The organism is Pseudomonas sp. PARCl1 (assembly GCF_947311875.1).
GTDB lineage: Bacteria > Pseudomonadota > Gammaproteobacteria > Pseudomonadales > Pseudomonadaceae > Aquipseudomonas > Aquipseudomonas juntendi.
Genome location: NZ_CAMZMX010000013.1, coordinates 1 through 16,140 on the forward strand (window position 1 = coordinate 1; position 16,140 = coordinate 16,140).

Genomic DNA, 16,140 nt, shown 5'->3' on the forward strand with positions numbered 1-16,140 from the left:
CAGTGAGATCGGGCAATTGCTGCCGCATCAGTGGGTGCCGGCCTGACTTACGCAAGGTGAGTTGGGCGGACGCTTACAAAGGTTTGCGAGGACCATCCAAAACAAATTGGACAAGCGTTACGAATCCCTACCGCACGTGGAGGGTAAGCCGCTCGTTCTGGCCTTAGCCGATTTCCATGCGCCCAGTTCAATGCTGTGGAGCAGGGAGTCGCTCATCAGCTATCTATATGGCTTTGCAGTTCACTCATCTGCGCATCGTGGAACGCACCTGATAACTGTGCGGGAAGAGACATCTCTGCTATCAGGGCGCCCCAACGGCCTATTTACGCTAAGGGAAAATGCCCATCTTTCAGCGGTCATTTTCACCAATGCCTGCACAGTGCCAAAGCTCAGCCGAGTGCCGATCTCAGGTGGAGCTCATCTAGACGGGTACCGATACTTGCGGTTTGGTGAGTTTTTCGACCGTTCTCCAGGAGCATCACGAGGTATCCCATTTCTGTTGGATGTAGCGTCCAGCGACTACGGTCAGCTCTGGCCGCAATATGGCTACGAGCCGTGGTCTGCTGAAGTGGAGGTCTTCCATAACCCTATGGCACTACATCCGGTGCCTAATGAGCTGATACCAGAAGTCACCCACTGGAGAGAAGTGAATGGAAGAGTCGAGTGCGAATCTTTCTTTGATGTATCCATACTCCGATCCAGGACACTCGTCCTCAGTGCTAACGCTAAGGTTCCGTCACTCGATGAGTTGCTCACAGCAACCAGTCCTCCAGAGCTCTGACGGCGGCGGGGTGGCCGCATCTTTGCCACGCAGGCAGATGAGAATTTCTCAGCAAGCTACCCAGCCAGGGAAGGACATGAGATCCCCTGCGCAATTCAGAACCGTTGAAGCGTCACCTCTCTTCGGGTAAAAGCATGACCGTTATACAACGCTACAACAGCGTCATACCCGAGAGCATAGGAAGAAAAATGTCGACCCAAGGACTAAAGCGATACTTTGGAAACAAGATTCACGCAGTGATAATGATGGCCCCGCTTAAGCGGGAAATGATACGCCTCGGTATATGCACCATTATGGCGATTATTCTTAATATCATCTTGTATACCGGCGTTGAAGTAGACGGCACCATCAAGCCGTGGGCAGAAACCCCGATAAAACTATTTGCATCATCAATGTTATTCGCCTTCATGATCAAGGCTTTTCTGCCAATTCTCGGCTGGACGATTCTGAAAGCAATGCTGTTGAGTGCGAACAATGCTTTCAGCGGCATCCTGAGTTTTTTGGGCAATCAGTTCACAGGCGTCATGTACTGTACCGGAATCATCATGGGTTCTATCACGATTAAATTGTATATGGTTTCCGGGGTTCTGGACTCTGAGTTTGCTTATCTGTCCGCAATCGTATTTGCTTCCGGGATTTTATATTTCTATGTGCTGCAATGCGCCATTCAAAAAACAATGAGTCCAGCTCTGCGTAAACCAGCAGTACCGCGTTAAACCACTAGGCTGTGACTATTCATCTCCGGTGCTCAGTAGGCGCTCGCTCTGCTGAACCCTCACCGGTACATAACCATTAATGGCCAGGCCCGCCTTCGACTTTATGAAGAAGGCGAGCGTGCACGTGCCTGATTGCGCATGTATTCCGAGATCAGATTTCCGAAATTGATATCCGCCTCTTCAACGAGAATATTGACGTGACAGTACAGCTCTTCAGGACCTCTTAGATAATTGAAAATCCTTGATCTAACGATGCCGCAAACCCCTTCTTTTACCGAAGTAGAGGGAAGGTTGATAACATCGCCGACGCACGGAATAAGAACTAGGCCATGGTCACTGTTGAAGATAATGTCAGCTGGACAGGCATCAACCCTGGCATGCGACTGACCTTGCGAAACCTGCTGATAATCGATGCTATACCTCATGTACAGCCTACCTCATTTGTTGGGTGAGGAATCAGCGCCGCGGATCGTAGACAGAACCCTCAAGCTCGCAAGCGACGGGAGTATGTAGCCGATTTTCGGTACTAGAGAGCTTGGCAACTATCGTTTTTCAAGCACATACCCTACGCCCCGAAGCGTATGTATCAGTTTGGTCTCGAAAGGGTCATCTATCTTGGCTCTGAGTCTTCGAATCGACACCTCTACAACGTTTGTGTCGCAGTCAAAATTCATATCCCAAACCTGCGAAATAATTTGGGTGCGGCTCAGCACCACACCGGTATTACGCATCAGGTAATGCAGTAACGCGAATTCTTTCGTGGTCAGGTCAATGCGCTGACCGTCCCTGAATGCCCTATGCCGGCTCTGATCAAGCTCTAGGTCAGCGACGCGAATGACCTCTACTGATGCGGGGTGATCTGACCTACGCATCAAGGCGCGAACCCGAGCCAGCAGCTCAGGGAACTCAAATGGCTTGATCAGGTAGTCATCTGCGCCGTTCTCCAGCCCCCGAACCTTATCCGCCAGCCGGCTTCTTGCCGTCAGCATCATGATGCGGGAAGGGCAATTTTTACGGCGCAACAACTCAAGAACCTGCCAACCATCCATCTCTGGGAGGTTTATATCGAGAATAATCAGCTCGTATTCGTGCTGCTTGGCCAAGAATAATCCATCTGAACCGGTGTGGACGCAATCTACGACATAGCCACACTCCGTCAGACCTTGACGCACATACTCCGCAGTTTTTACTTCATCCTCAATTACCAGAATTCGCATGGGATTTTGTCTCGATATCACTGAGCAATTAACCGCGCACGCGCGCCGGCATTATTGAAAGGGATGGTAAATCAAAATGAGCGTGCCGGGGCTCAAATGACGGATTTGTAATTTCTAGGTAATACAGTTGATAGTCTGGCGGTATATCTTGTCGCGGTTTGGGTTTGACAGTTGCGGGCCCTCTCTCCAGCAGGTGATTTGACCTTATGAAGTATTGGGTTATTTTCTTCTTTGTGCTGGCTTCGTTCCGCTCAGATGACGGCGAGGTCGCTCACATTGAAGAGACTGGTCATTGGTGTAGTCATGAACTTCACCGGCATGCGATGCGTACAATCGAACGCCTACTTGAATTCTAGGCAAAAAAAAGGCGCCCAATGGGCGCCAAATATCCACCTTTTACCAAAGGAGCACTTAAGCCACTCAAGGTGAATGCGTAATGCTCGTTTTACTAACAGGACCAGCCAATGGATAACTGGCCCAGTTAGCGAATTACAGAATCGAAAGCGGGTACTCGATGATTACACGAGTTTCATCCAGATCCGATTCGAAAGCAGTGGCACGCGTGGTTGCCTGGCGCAACCGGAAGGACAGATCTTTTGCCGGACCGGTTTGGACAACGTATTTGACTTCGACGTCACGCTCCCAACGCTTCTGATTGTCGAGCGGGTTGCCGTTGTCGTCGGTGCGCATGTAGAACTGGTTAGCGTTCGAGTAATCCGCGCCCGAGCCTCTGGCGTAGCGGGTCATGAACGTCAGGCCTGGAATGCCGTAGCTGGTGAAGTTCAGGTCATAGCGCAGCATCCAGGAACGCTCTTTCGGCGAGTTGAAGTCGCTGTACTGGATGGAGTTGTCGACGAAAATCGAGTCCGACTGACGCAGGTAGTCGAAATCGTCGTCGCCGTTGTTGCGCTGATGCGACAGGGCCAGGGTGTGGGCACCGTAACGCACACCGACCTTGGCACTCCAGATGTTGTTGTCGAATTCACCCAGGCGCTTTTTACCTTCATCTACGGCTTTGTAGTAGTTGAAGCCACCGATCAGCGCCAGATCGTCGCTCAGCGGGTAAACCACGCTTGTGCCGGCGTAGTACTGATTCCAGACGTCTTTCAGCTGGCTGGCGTAGACGCTCACAGTCCAGTTGTCGTTGATCGAGTAGTCACCGCCACCGTAACCGATCCATGGCGAGTTGACCGGGCCGCCGTAGAACGTCACGAAGTTGTCGTTCAGGTTGCTTGAGACCGGCTGGCTCATCGCATGCAGACGACCACCCTGGAGGGTAAGGCCCTGGATGCTGGTGTTCTCAACGGTCACACCGCGGAAACTCTCTGGCAGCAGGCGAGAGTCACCCGATGCGACGACCGGGGTCGATGGGAAGACATCACCCACTTTCACGATGGTATCGAACAAGCGGACTTTGGCTGCGCCGCCGACCTTGGTGTATTCGTCGCGAGCTTCACCCTTGTTATCAACGGGCAGCACGTCGAAGGAGCTACGGCCGCCGTTGCGCCCATCACCGGTGTCGAGCTTGAGGCCGATCATGGCAAAGGCATCAACGCCAAAACCAACGGTACCTTGGGTAAACCCGGAGTTGAATTTGCTGATGATCGCGTGCGCCCAGGCTTCGGAGTAGCCGTTCGTATTGCCCTTGCCACTGTTGTAAGTGGGGGCGGTGCTGTCGCGGTTATCACGGTTGAAGTAGAAGTTACGGTTCAACACTGTAAGGCTGCTGCCTTCAATGAAGCCTTCTGGCTTGTCTTCAGCTTGTGCCGAAATAGCATAGCTTCCAGACAGCGCAGAAACTGCCGCCAAATACAGTGGTACTTTGATTTTCATCCGATGCTCCTTTGATTCACGGCAGTTTTTATTATGTTTACCGGCGCGGGTGTCGTTAGTTGTTCTGACCCGGCGGCGCGCCTAGCGTAGCGCGAGCTCATATTTGCAGGCCGAAGATAACGGGAGGGTGATAGGACAATTACAATTTCGTTATCTACCTGTTATTCGGCACCTTCGCACCGCGTGTTTGCCATCTCCGTTGCTTGTATCGAAATCATCGTGTCGGGTTGGGTTTCCCAGTATTTACGGGCATTACAAAGCTTTCTTACGAAATTGTAATTTTCTAGCCACCCCTCTGATAGCTACCGCTCATTAGAGTGCCATCACCTAATCAAGTGGGGCTTGGCAGCTGTTTCGGCGTTCTCGCCAAGCTTTATCGAAGTTTGTGCACGAGGACCATCAAAGTGCCCCGGTATAACCGCAATGTCTTACCCAAGACCCCCGTCTCGCCCTGGAAGATCGCTGCACTCTGTGCAGTCATCTCTGGGTTGATGGCTCCTGCAGCCCTTGCCCAAAGCATCAGCTTGCCCCAGGCGCTTTCGACGGCCATGGATGCCAACCCAGACCTGGCCGCTGCCAGGCAAGAGATTGGGATCGCTGATGGTGCTCGCAAGCAGGCCGGGCTTATCCCCAACCCCACAATCTCGTATGACGTGGAAGACACCCGTCGTAATACCAGCCAGACGACTGTCTCTCTCAGCCAGACCCTTGAGCTGGGCGGTAAGCGGGGGGCTCGTGTTGACGTCGCCACATACGGGCAGACCGCCGCACAGCTTGAGTTAGACCGTCGCGTTAACGGCCTGCGTGCAGATGTCGTCCAAGCCTTTTATGCCGCGTTGCGAGCCCAGACAGGTCTCGACCTGGCCAAGCAATCTCTCGAATTGACTGAACGCGGTCTTCGCATCGTCGATGGCCGTGTTCGCGCAGGTAAATCGTCCCCAGTGGAGGCGACCCGCGCTCAAGTGCAACTGGCCGAAGCCCAGCTGCAAGTTCGACGTGCCGAAACGGAAAAAGCGACCGCTTACCAACAGCTCGCTCAAATTACCGGGAGCTCAGTCACCGTGTTTGATCGACTCGAATCGCCAACACTCTCCCCGGGTTTGCCGCCTCGCACTGAAGATCTGCTGGCAAAGCTCGATCAGACCGCAGAAATGCGCCAAGCCGTGGTGCAGATTGATAAAAGCGACGCCTCGCTCGGCTCAGAGAAAGCCCAGCGCATTCCAAACCTTACTGTCAGCGTAGGTAGCCAGTACGACCGCTCTGTGCGCGAGCGGGTCAACACTGTGGGCCTGTCCATGCCGTTGCCGCTGTTCGATCGTAACCAAGGCAACATTCTTTCCGCTTCTCGTCGTGCAGATCAGGCCCGAGACCAGCGCAATGCTGTGGAGCTGCGTCTGCGCACCGAAACCCAAACCGCGTTGAACCAGTGGTCCACCGCCATGCAGGAGGTCGAGTCCTACGACAAGACCATTCTGCCATCAGCCCAACAAGCCGTAGAGACCGCAACCCGCGGCTTCGAGATGGGCAAATTTGGCTTCATCGAAGTGCTGGATGCCCAGCGCACCTTGATCGTCGCTCGTGGCCAATACCTCGAATCGTTGGCAGCGGCGACCAATGCGCGTGCGCAGGTGGAAAGGGTTTATGGCGAAGTCGGCTCAACTGCCGGCGCTCGCTGAACGGGCCAAACATTTTCTTCGGCACCCAGCCTTGAACAAGCCGGTGCCTACGATCAGCAGGAGTAGCAATGGATAACAAACGCAAGATCGCCCTCGCGGTAGCCGCTGTGGCAGCCCTCGGATTTGGCAGCCTTGCCTGGAACAGCAGTTCCGGGCAACAGGCCGCCAGCACCGCCGAGCACGGCGCTAACGACGGTCATGGCGACGAAAAGAAAGCCGCATCTGCCGCCAAAGATAAGGGGGATGAGGGTCATGGAGAAGAAGGTCATAGCGAAGAGGGCGGTGAAGAAGAGGGCAAGCTGACGCTCAGCGCTGAACAGATCAAGGCCGCCGGCGTTGCCCTGGAAGCTGCAGCGCCCCGTGATTTGGGTACAGTCGTGAGCTTCCCGGGCGAAATTCGCTTCGACGAAGATCGTACTGCCCATGTGGTTCCTCGTGTTCCTGGCGTTGTTGAGGCTGTCCAGGCCAACCTGGGCGAGACGGTCAAGAAAGGGCAAGTCCTCGCGGTAATCGCCAGCCAGCAGATCTCTGACCTGCGCAGCGAACAACAGGCCGCACAGCGTCGCGTCGAACTGGCGCGTGTGACCTTCGAGCGTGAGAAGCAACTGTGGCAGGACAAGATCTCTGCAGAGCAAGACTACCTCCAAGCACGCCAAGCTCTGCAAGAGGCGGATATCTCCTTGGCCAACGCCAAGCAGAAGGTCGGCGCAATCGGTGCCTCAGTTAACTCCGTTGGCGGTAATCGTTACGAGCTCCGCGCTCCCTTCGACGCCGTGGTAGTGGAGAAACACCTGACCGTTGGCGAAGTCGTCAGCGAGGCGACCAACGCCTTCATCCTTTCCGACCTGAATCAGGTCTGGGCAACCTTCGCAGTTCCGCCGACAGATCTGGGCAAGGTCACGACTGGCCGTGCAGTGAAAGTCTCTTCGCCTGACATGAACGTCCAGGTCGAAGGGAAGGTGGGTTATGTCGGCAGCCTGCTGGGCGAGCAAAACCGTGCAGCCACTGTGCGCGTCACCTTGACCAACCCCAACGGCGCCTGGCGTCCAGGCCTGTTCGTAAACATTGCGGTCACCTCCCAGACCGATCGAGTTGCCGTAGCGGTCCCTGAGCACGCTGTGCAGACCGTTGAAGACAAGCCCTCGGTATTCGTACGCACCCCAGAAGGTTTTGACACCCGCCCAGTAAAACTGGGTCGCCGCGACAATGGGTACGTGGAAATCATCGACGGTATTGAAGCCGGCGCCCAGGTAGCAACCAGTGGCAGCTTCACACTCAAGTCCGAGCTCGGCAAAGCTTCTGCCGAACACGGTCACTGATGCGAACTGACAGGATGATTTCTCATGTTTGAACGTATCATCAGATTCGCCATCGAGCAGCGCATCGTAGTAATGATCGCTGTTCTGATCATGGCGGGTATCGGTATCTACAGCTATCAAAAGCTGCCCATCGATGCGGTACCCGATATCACCAACGTCCAGGTACAGATCAACACTGCAGCGCCTGGTTATTCGCCCTTGGAAACCGAACAACGGATCACGTTTCCAGTTGAAACGGCCATGGCCGGTCTCCCGGGCCTTCAGCAGACCCGTTCCCTGTCTCGCTCTGGCCTGTCTCAGGTCACCGTGATCTTCAAGGATGGCACTGACATCTTCTTTGCCCGCCAGTTGATCAACGAGCGGCTACAGGTTGCGAAGGAACAGCTGCCAGAAGGTGTAGAGGCCGTCATGGGTCCGGTATCTACCGGCCTCGGCGAGATCTTCCTGTGGACTGTTGAAGCCGAAGATGGCGCGGTCAAAGAGGACGGTACGCCGTACACCCCGACCGACCTGCGCGTGATCCAGGACTGGATCATCAAACCTCAGCTGCGCAATGTCCCGGGTGTGGCCGAGATCAATACCATCGGCGGTTATGCCAAGCAGTTCCTGGTTGCGCCGGATCCAAAGCGCCTGGCTACCTACAAGCTGACACTCAATGACCTGGTCGCAGCGTTGGAAAGAAACAACGCCAACGTCGGCGCCGGCTACATCGAGCGTAATGGTGAGCAGTTGCTCATCCGTGCGCCGGGCCAGGTAGGCAACATCGAAGACATTGCTAACATCGTGATCACCAGTGTGGACGGTGCACCGATTCGCATCAGCAGCGTTGCTGATGTCAGCATCGGTAAAGAGCTCCGTACAGGCGCTGCTACTGAGAACGGCCGCGAAGTCGTGCTCGGTACCGTGTTCATGCTGATTGGTGAAAACAGCCGTACCGTATCTCAAGCTGTCGCCGCCAAACTGGCGGACATCAACCGCACCCTGCCAAAGGGCGTGGTGGCCGTGACCGTTTATGACCGTACCAACCTGGTTGAAAAAGCCATCGCGACGGTGAAGAAGAACCTGGTGGAAGGCGCGGTTCTGGTAATCGCCATTCTGTTCCTGTTCCTCGGCAACATTCGTGCGGCTCTGATCACCGCGATGGTGATTCCGCTGTCCATGCTGTTCACCTTCACAGGCATGTTCAACAACAAGGTCAGTGCCAACTTAATGAGTTTGGGGGCACTCGACTTCGGCATCATCGTCGACGGTGCCGTGGTAATTGTAGAAAACGCGATCCGTCGACTGGCTCATGCGCAGCATAAGCATGGCCGCATGCTCACCAAAACCGAACGCTTCCACGAGGTCTTTGCCGCGGCGCGAGAAGCTCGCCGGCCGCTGATCTTCGGTCAGCTGATCATCATGGTGGTATACCTGCCGATCTTCGCCCTCACCGGCGTCGAAGGCAAAATGTTCCACCCGATGGCCTTCACCGTTGTGATGGCGCTGCTGGGTGCAATGGTCCTGTCCGTTACCTTTGTTCCTGCAGCTATTGCCATGTTCGTCACTGGCAAGGTGAAGGAAGAAGAAGGCGTGGTCATGCGCACAGCTCGACTGCGCTATGAGCCGGTTCTTCAATGGGTGCTGGGACATCGGAACATCGCTTTCTCGGCCGCGGCAGCCTTGGTCGTGCTGAGCGGTGTACTGGCAAGTCGTATGGGTAGCGAGTTCATCCCAAGCCTCAGTGAGGGCGACTTTGCGCTTCAGGCCATGCGTGTGCCTGGAACGAGCCTCACTCAGTCCGTCGAGATGCAGCAGCGTCTGGAGAAAACGGTAATAGCGCAGGTGCCTGAAGTTGAACGGATGTTCGCACGCTCGGGTACTGCTGAAATTGCATCTGACCCGATGCCGCCGAACGCCTCCGACGCCTACATCATGCTCAAGCCTCAGGATCAGTGGCCTAACCCCAAGAAGCCACGCGATGAGCTGATTGCTGAGGTGCAGAAGGCCGCTGCGGGAGTTCCAGGAAGCAACTATGAGCTTTCGCAGCCAATCCAGCTGCGTTTCAACGAGCTGATTTCGGGCGTACGTAGTGACGTTGCTGTGAAGGTCTTCGGCGATGACATGGACGTGCTTAACAACACTGCCAACAAGATCGCTGCAGCGCTCAAAGCGGTACCGGGCTCGTCGGAAGTGAAAGTTGAACAGACATCCGGTCTGCCGGTGCTGACTATCAACATCGACCGCGAAAAAGCAGCACGCTACGGCCTGAATATCGCGGATGTTCAGAACTCGATCGCTATCGCCGTGGGTGGCCGCCAAGCCGGCACGCTGTATGAGGGCGACCGCCGATTTGACATGGTGGTGCGCCTGCCAGAGACCGTCCGCACCGACGTAGCGGGTATGTCCAGCTTGCTCATTCCGGTACCTGCCAATGCGGCTCAGGGTGCCAATCAGATCGGCTTCATCCCGCTGTCCCAGGTCGCTAATCTGGACCTGCAACTGGGCCCGAACCAAATCAGCCGCGAAAACGGCAAACGTCTGGTCATCGTTAGTGCCAACGTTCGAGGCCGCGACCTGGGGTCCTTCGTTCAGGAGGCGACCGCTTCGCTGGATAAGAAGGTGCAAATCCCTGCGGGCTACTGGACGACCTGGGGTGGCCAGTTCGAGCAGCTGCAATCGGCAGCCAAACGCCTGCAGATCGTTGTTCCAGTCGCCTTGCTGCTGGTCATGACCTTGTTGTTCCTGATGTTCAACAACCTGAAGGACGGTATGCTGGTCTTCACCGGTATTCCATTCGCACTCACCGGTGGTGTCGTAGCGCTCTGGCTGCGGGATATCCCACTGTCGATCTCGGCAGGTGTTGGCTTCATCGCACTGTCCGGTGTTGCAGTACTGAACGGCCTGGTGATGATTGCCTTCATCCGCGGGCTAAGGGAGGAGGGACGAACGCTCAGGCAGGCAGTCGATGAAGGTGCATTGACCCGTCTGCGGCCTGTTCTGATGACAGCCTTGGTAGCGTCCCTGGGCTTCATCCCGATGGCTTTGGCTACCGGTACCGGTGCAGAAGTTCAGCGGCCATTGGCAACGGTGGTGATTGGCGGGATCCTGTCCTCCACCGCACTGACCTTGCTGGTATTGCCTGCCCTGTATCACTGGGCACACCGCAAGGATGAAGACGGCGATGAGGCCGAAGTGGTTAGCTAACAGCCTCCGCTAAAGAGAAGCCCACAACACGTGTTGTGGGCTTTTTTGTTTAAAGTGAAGTAGATGCACTTACCTTTCAAAATTGTAAGTTTCTCGTCATGCCGGTGATGCCTATGCATTGCTAAGGTTACGCCCGAGAAGTTTTGAATTTGAGAGGGTTTTATGAAAAAGCTAATAATCGCTGCAGCACTTGTTGTTTTTTCGGTGGCTTCACAGGCCAACACTTTTTCCGAAAGCAAGCAGCTGCAATACACCAAGGAACATCAGGCCGCAGTGGCCAAATACGCAGAGAAAAATGGCAAGCCAATGCCAGAGATTCAGGATTACAAATATGGCATGAAGATCGACGTTGCTAAGTTCGTACGTCAGTCGCAGGACCCCCGTACCTGCCAGGTCTACCCACGGTTGATGACCTTTGAGGACTCCCAGGGCACGCTCAAGACTGTTCGTTACTCGATGTATTCGCAATGCATCAACAACAAGTAGTAAATGATTTGAACAGTACAATTAGAGATTTCGTAAATGCCAGGCAGTGCCTGGCATTTTTTATTACGCCCGTTGCCTCCATAGGTTCAAAATTTTAGCGCCTGGGCCGGGCAAACCGTGCAATAGATCTTAGCCAACCAACAGAGACGGCTCCCCAACTGCAGAGGGCAATTGGAAGCCTTGACCCCAGAAGGGACGAGTTATGAAGAGTTTGCTTGAACGCCCTGATGACCAAGCTGGGCATGAAGGTCATAGCCATGAGCATGGCGGCATTTTGGGCATGAACACCGAGCTGATTTTCGCGCTGATCTGTGGTGCTCTCCTGGGTGCCGGAGCCCTCGCAGGAAAACTTGGGCTGACCGATCGACTGCCCCTAATTCTGTACGTGTCGGCCTACGTGTTCGGCGGATGGTTCACCACTAAGGAAGCGATCAGCAACATCCGCCAGAAACGCTTCGAGATCGACTCGCTGATGCTTCTCGCCGCAGCCGGTGCCGCAAGCATTGGCGCCTGGGCAGAGGGAGCTCTGCTGCTGTTCCTGTTCAGTCTGGGACATTCCCTTGAAAGCTACGCGATGGGGCGGGCCAAGAAAGCGATTGAGGCACTGTCCAAGCTCGCACCAGCCACCGCGATCGTACGCAGAGCAAATGGCACGGTGGAAATGCCCGTGGAGCTGCTGGTTCCCGGTGACGTTGTCATCGTGCGGCCCAATGATCGCCTGCCGGCCGATGGTTTTGTAGTCGTAGGCTCCTCAAGCATCAACCAGGCGCCAGTGACGGGTGAGAGCGTCCCCGTGGACAAGCAGCCTGTCGCTGATGCCGAACTCGCACGCAGCAAACCAGATGCCGTGGAGGCTACCTCGAAAGTCTTCGCCGGTACTATCAATGGCGAAACGCTCATCGAGGTTGAGGTAACACGGCGCTCCACGGAAAGTACCTTGGCGCGGGTCATCAAGATGGTCAGTGAAGCCGAAGTGAGGAAGTCACCGACCCAGCGATTCACGGACCGATTCCAACGCATATTCGTCCCGTTGGTTTTGCTGCTGGTAGTCGGGCTGCTATTTGCCGGCATTTTCCTTGACGAGCCGTTTCGTGACTCGTTCTACCGGGCGATGGCCGTACTGGTTGCAGCCAGCCCCTGCGCGCTCGCGATCGCTACACCAAGCGCCATTCTCTCTGGCATCGCCAGGGCAGCCCGAGGTGGCGTGCTGATCAAGGGCGGTGCGCCACTTGAAGAGCTTGGCTCCTTGAATGCCATGGCATTCGACAAGACCGGTACCCTGACCGAAGGGCGCCCACGTATTACCGATGTAATACCCATAGGCGGCACGCAGATCGAGGATCTGCTAAACGTCGCCATCGCTGTGGAGTCGATGAGCGACCACCCGCTGGCTGCGGCAATTGTGCGTGACGGTGAAGAGATGATTGGCACACGGCGCCGATTCCAAGCCATGAACATGAGCAACATGATTGGCCGCGGCGTGCGTGCTGAGCTTGATGGGCAGTTCGTATGGATTGGCAAGGTCGAGATGTTCGGTACCAATGGTATTCCCGCACTCAGCAAGGCAGCCCTGGAGGCTGCGGAGCGTCTACGTCAGTCGGGCCGCACAACCATGGTGGTACGTCGTGCTGACAAGGATCTGGGCGCTATCGGGCTGTTGGACACACCCCGTGAGGGGGCCAAACAGGCACTCCAGACGCTTAGAGAGATGGGCATCGACCGCATGGTCATGATTTCTGGAGACCACAACCGTGTTGCAGAGGCTGTAGCCAAACAAGTTGGCTTAGATGAGGCGTGGGGAGACCTGATGCCGGAGGACAAGGTCAAGGCCATCAAGAACCTGCGCCTTAGCGCCAAGGTGGCCATGGTGGGTGACGGCGTGAATGATGCCCCTGCGATGGCCAATTCGAGCGTTGGCATCGCAATGGGGGCTGCCGGATCTGATGTCGCCCTGGAAACGGCTGATATCGCGCTCATGGCTGACGACATCAGGCAACTCCCTTTTGCGGTGGGGCTGAGCCGTCACACGCGGTCGATCATCCGCCAGAACCTGTTCGTCAGCTTGGGGATTGTGGCCATCCTGGTTCCGTCAACCATCATGGGCTTGAGCATTGGTGCCGCTGTTGCGATCCATGAGGGCTCCACACTGTTGGTGGTCTTCAACGCCTTGCGCCTGTTGGCCTACCGCAAAGACGCGTGATCACTCATTTGATTGGGCCAAAAAAAATCGGGGGCGCAAAAGGCGCCCCCGATTTTTTCGTCCGCTAGTGAGTGATCAGAAGACGTATTGCAGGCGGGTCACGATGGCATTGCCGCTGTCGTCGCCCACAGTGTTCTCGTTATTGTCGGTGCGCACGTTGATGTAGTTGGCACTGAGTTTTACTGCCTCGTTGACGTACCAGTTCACACCAACAGTGTGGCTCTTAGCCTTGCGCTCGTTCGACTGGTCCGCCGCGGTGACCAGGTTGCCGTCTTCGACCTTAATGTCGTCAAAGCGGTAGAAGACTTCCCAGGCACCCAGTTCCTTGTTCTCTGGTTTGATAGTGTCGAACTTGGCACCATCGAGCTTGTAGATACGCGGCTCGCCGGTCAGGGTGTAAGCCATCTGGGCGTAGTAACCGGAGGCCTTCATGTCGTTGTTGGCCTGGTCAGCTTTCAGCTTGCGGCGAAGGTATTCCGCTTGCACCGAGAACGGGCCGGTGGCCCAGGCACCTTCGAGACCCCAGACCGAATCGTCCTTCCACAGGCCCTCTTGTGCGGCGGCACCGCCAAACAGCATGCGGTTGCCGTTGGTGCCGGCATCGCCGCCGCCATTGGTATCTACACCGCGAACGCCCAGACGCGAACGAATCCGGGTATCGACCGCACTGTTTTTGAGGTCGCGGTAGGCGTACTGAGCACCGACGTGCAGGACGTTGCCATCACTGTGCAGCGGTGCGAACACGCCACGTACGTTGTAGCGCTTGGTGCTGTCGCCATCCGAGTTGTTGTTGGTTTCGCTGAAAACGCTACCGGATACATAGGCCATGTCGGCGATGGTGCTGGTGGCCTGCACACCCATACCGGCGTTGTCGTTGATCCACTCTGCCAGATCATAGGAGAGATTTCGCTCCATCCCGGTGATCCACTTCGAGCTGGTAGCTTTCTCTAAACCGAAGTCGGTGTAGAAGCGGCCAAAGCGCAGTTGAACCGGCTTGAAACCGGTGTAGGTCAGGCTGGCTTCGTCGAAGTAGCCGTCGGAGTCGTTGCCCGTGTTGCGGGAAAGGTCGTAGTTGAGCTGATACTTCCAGTCGCGGTACAGCACGCCCCCGAGCTCAAGGTAGGCGCGACGGAAGTAGCCGGCGTCAGCGGTATCGCCATTCTTGGTGAAGACACCATCGAACCGGCCGTAATCGGCCTGAACTCGGCCGCCCAGTTTGAAACTGAATTCCTTGTCAGAAGTCGATACTTCAAGACCGCCCTTGGTCTTCAGAACGATGTCAGCTCCGTCAGTGGTTACTGTTCCGGAGAATGCTTGCGAGGAAAATGTGCCTATTATTGCGGCAGCCAACAGCTTTTCCCGCATGTTCGAAGAACGGATCATTGCTTGCCTCTCGTATGTTAAGTGCTTAGGTACCGACGTTGTGTTTCGCCCTGCGCCGGCCTAAATTGATCTTGCAGATGGGAGCAGGCCACGGTTGTCACCTGCTGTAACAAGATGCCTTTGTTCTAAGCACTCTGACTAGATTGCAAGCGAATATGACAGTTGTGTTTCTGAAGTGTTAACGGGAGAGTTTCAAACCTAACAAAACTGTTACCGAACAAGCCAGTCCTTCTTATCAAAGAAGCTCTTCTTGATCAATCTTCGAATTTCCAAAACCTGCGGATTACGTATCAGTTTCGATTTGATAACAAGATAGACATCTTTCTCCTCCAGGTCGTCCAAGAAACCCGGCACGGGTAGGATATTTCTCTCCAATTTTCGGCTGTAGTCGGGCAGCACTCCAATACACGCACCACCAACGACAAGGCCTCGTGATAGGTTGTAGCTCTTGACCCGAGTGGTACCGCCCTGATGCTCAGCCATTATCGATGCCCACTTTCGTGAGCCCGCCAAGATCTCTTCATTCCAAGGGACAACGAGCATAAAGTTGTGCAAGTCCAAGCTCTCTACTGGAAGGGTGACGCTCCTTGAGTAGCGGCTGGAAATGAACAGCGCGTGCCCAATCCGGCCGAGCCGTTCAAACCTATACGTAGGATGGCGATCAAACGCGCACTCATCATCTGGGCTCACGAAAGCGATACCCACATCGACTTCACACTCAGAAAGCATCTGCGCTGTGCACTCTGAATGGATTTCCAGCTGCATTTCGGCATGATCGCGCACGTAGGCGACTAGATCGCGGTTCACGATGTCGCTCAGTACTGGCTCTGTGATCGCGATGGTAAGCCTCGGGACCTCCTTTTCACCGGACTTTCCCAGGCCTTCAGGGCCGAAGAGTTGGCACAGGTACTGGCTGACCCTCTCGCCTGTCCGGGTCAGAGCAAGTTTGTTGTGCTTGTAGACAAACACGGGAGCACCAATGTGCTCTTCCAGTTTCTCCAAGCGTTTGCGAAGGCCTACCACTGGCACATTGAGCCCTCGGGCCGCCTGTTTGAAACTGGCACAACGTGCTGTTGCGAAAAACTCTACGGCCAGCTGATCATCAATTGGCAGATCATCCAATATGTCAGGACTGTAAGGAACAACGCTGCTTGTATATGTTTCATTTTGTGTAACCATTCGATCCCCCTTCATTCGGGGAATCTAGCTCAATGTCGTCTGACATTTCCTTATCTTGACAACATTGTAATGCACAGGTCATGCGTGCGTTATTGGCAGGCCTTTATTTCAAAAGCGTAATCCTCAGGCAATCCCTTTGATATTGTAGCGTGCTAGCCTAGCGC

11 protein-coding genes are annotated in these 16,140 nt (G+C 55.2%); 6 read left to right on the plus strand and 5 right to left on the minus strand.

Annotated elements, in window-relative coordinates; genetic code table 11:
• The first annotated feature begins 969 nt into the window (after window positions 1-969).
• Window positions 970-1,497, plus strand: a complete 528-nt coding sequence (locus tag QME24_RS09595; protein WP_341790874.1) for a hypothetical protein — start codon at window positions 970-972, stop codon at window positions 1,495-1,497.
• 101 nt (window positions 1,498-1,598) lie between these two features.
• On the opposite strand, the gene QME24_RS09600 is transcribed toward QME24_RS09595, so the two are convergent.
• From QME24_RS09600 to QME24_RS09610, 3 genes are all read right to left on the minus strand, one after another.
• Window positions 1,599-1,922: a hypothetical protein gene (locus tag QME24_RS09600; protein WP_280091131.1), complete on the minus strand. Its 324-nt coding sequence runs from the start codon at window positions 1,920-1,922 to the stop codon at window positions 1,599-1,601.
• 117 nt (window positions 1,923-2,039) lie between these two features.
• Entirely contained in the window at window positions 2,040-2,714 is a 675-nt protein-coding gene (locus QME24_RS09605; protein ID WP_003253420.1) for a heavy metal response regulator transcription factor, read from the minus strand.
• A 489-nt stretch (window positions 2,715-3,203) separates the two neighbouring features.
• Window positions 3,204-4,547 carry an OprD family porin gene (locus tag QME24_RS09610; RefSeq protein ID WP_003253422.1) on the minus strand — a complete coding sequence of 448 codons (1,344 nt, stop codon included), beginning with the start codon at window positions 4,545-4,547 and terminating at the stop codon, window positions 3,204-3,206.
• 404 nt (window positions 4,548-4,951) lie between these two features.
• On the opposite strand from QME24_RS09610, the gene QME24_RS09615 reads away from it, so the two are divergent.
• The 5 genes from QME24_RS09615 (at window position 4,952) to QME24_RS09635 (ending at window position 13,414) form a co-directional block, all read left to right on the plus strand.
• Window positions 4,952-6,223 (plus strand): TolC family protein, encoded by a 1,272-nt coding sequence (locus QME24_RS09615; protein WP_133164861.1) that lies wholly within the window; start codon window positions 4,952-4,954, stop codon window positions 6,221-6,223.
• Between the two features lie 68 nt (window positions 6,224-6,291).
• Window positions 6,292-7,542 carry an efflux RND transporter periplasmic adaptor subunit gene (locus QME24_RS09620; RefSeq protein ID WP_280091132.1) on the plus strand — a complete coding sequence of 417 codons (1,251 nt, stop codon included), beginning with the start codon at window positions 6,292-6,294 and terminating at the stop codon, window positions 7,540-7,542.
• Between the two features lie 24 nt (window positions 7,543-7,566).
• The gene (locus QME24_RS09625; RefSeq protein WP_280091133.1) at window positions 7,567-10,728 is read left to right on the plus strand and encodes a CusA/CzcA family heavy metal efflux RND transporter; all 3,162 of its coding nucleotides are present in this window, start codon (window positions 7,567-7,569) and stop codon (window positions 10,726-10,728) included.
• Window positions 10,729-10,890: 162 nt separating this feature from the next.
• The gene (locus QME24_RS09630) at window positions 10,891-11,214 is read left to right on the plus strand and encodes a DUF2790 domain-containing protein (RefSeq protein WP_104833689.1); all 324 of its coding nucleotides are present in this window, start codon (window positions 10,891-10,893) and stop codon (window positions 11,212-11,214) included.
• A gap of 202 nt (window positions 11,215-11,416) precedes the next feature.
• The gene (locus QME24_RS09635) at window positions 11,417-13,414 is read left to right on the plus strand and encodes a heavy metal translocating P-type ATPase (protein ID WP_280091134.1); all 1,998 of its coding nucleotides are present in this window, start codon (window positions 11,417-11,419) and stop codon (window positions 13,412-13,414) included.
• A gap of 75 nt (window positions 13,415-13,489) precedes the next feature.
• Here QME24_RS09635 and QME24_RS09640 read toward each other — a convergent pair whose 3' ends face one another.
• Together QME24_RS09640 and QME24_RS09645 are read right to left on the minus strand one after the other, a co-directional pair.
• Complete coding sequence (locus QME24_RS09640) at window positions 13,490-14,797, minus strand: OprO/OprP family phosphate-selective porin (RefSeq protein ID WP_104833691.1); 1,308 nt, start codon at window positions 14,795-14,797, stop codon at window positions 13,490-13,492.
• 210 nt (window positions 14,798-15,007) lie between these two features.
• Window positions 15,008-15,976: a LysR family transcriptional regulator gene (locus tag QME24_RS09645; protein ID WP_280091135.1), complete on the minus strand. Its 969-nt coding sequence runs from the start codon at window positions 15,974-15,976 to the stop codon at window positions 15,008-15,010.
• Window positions 15,977-16,140: the final 164 nt, after the last annotated feature.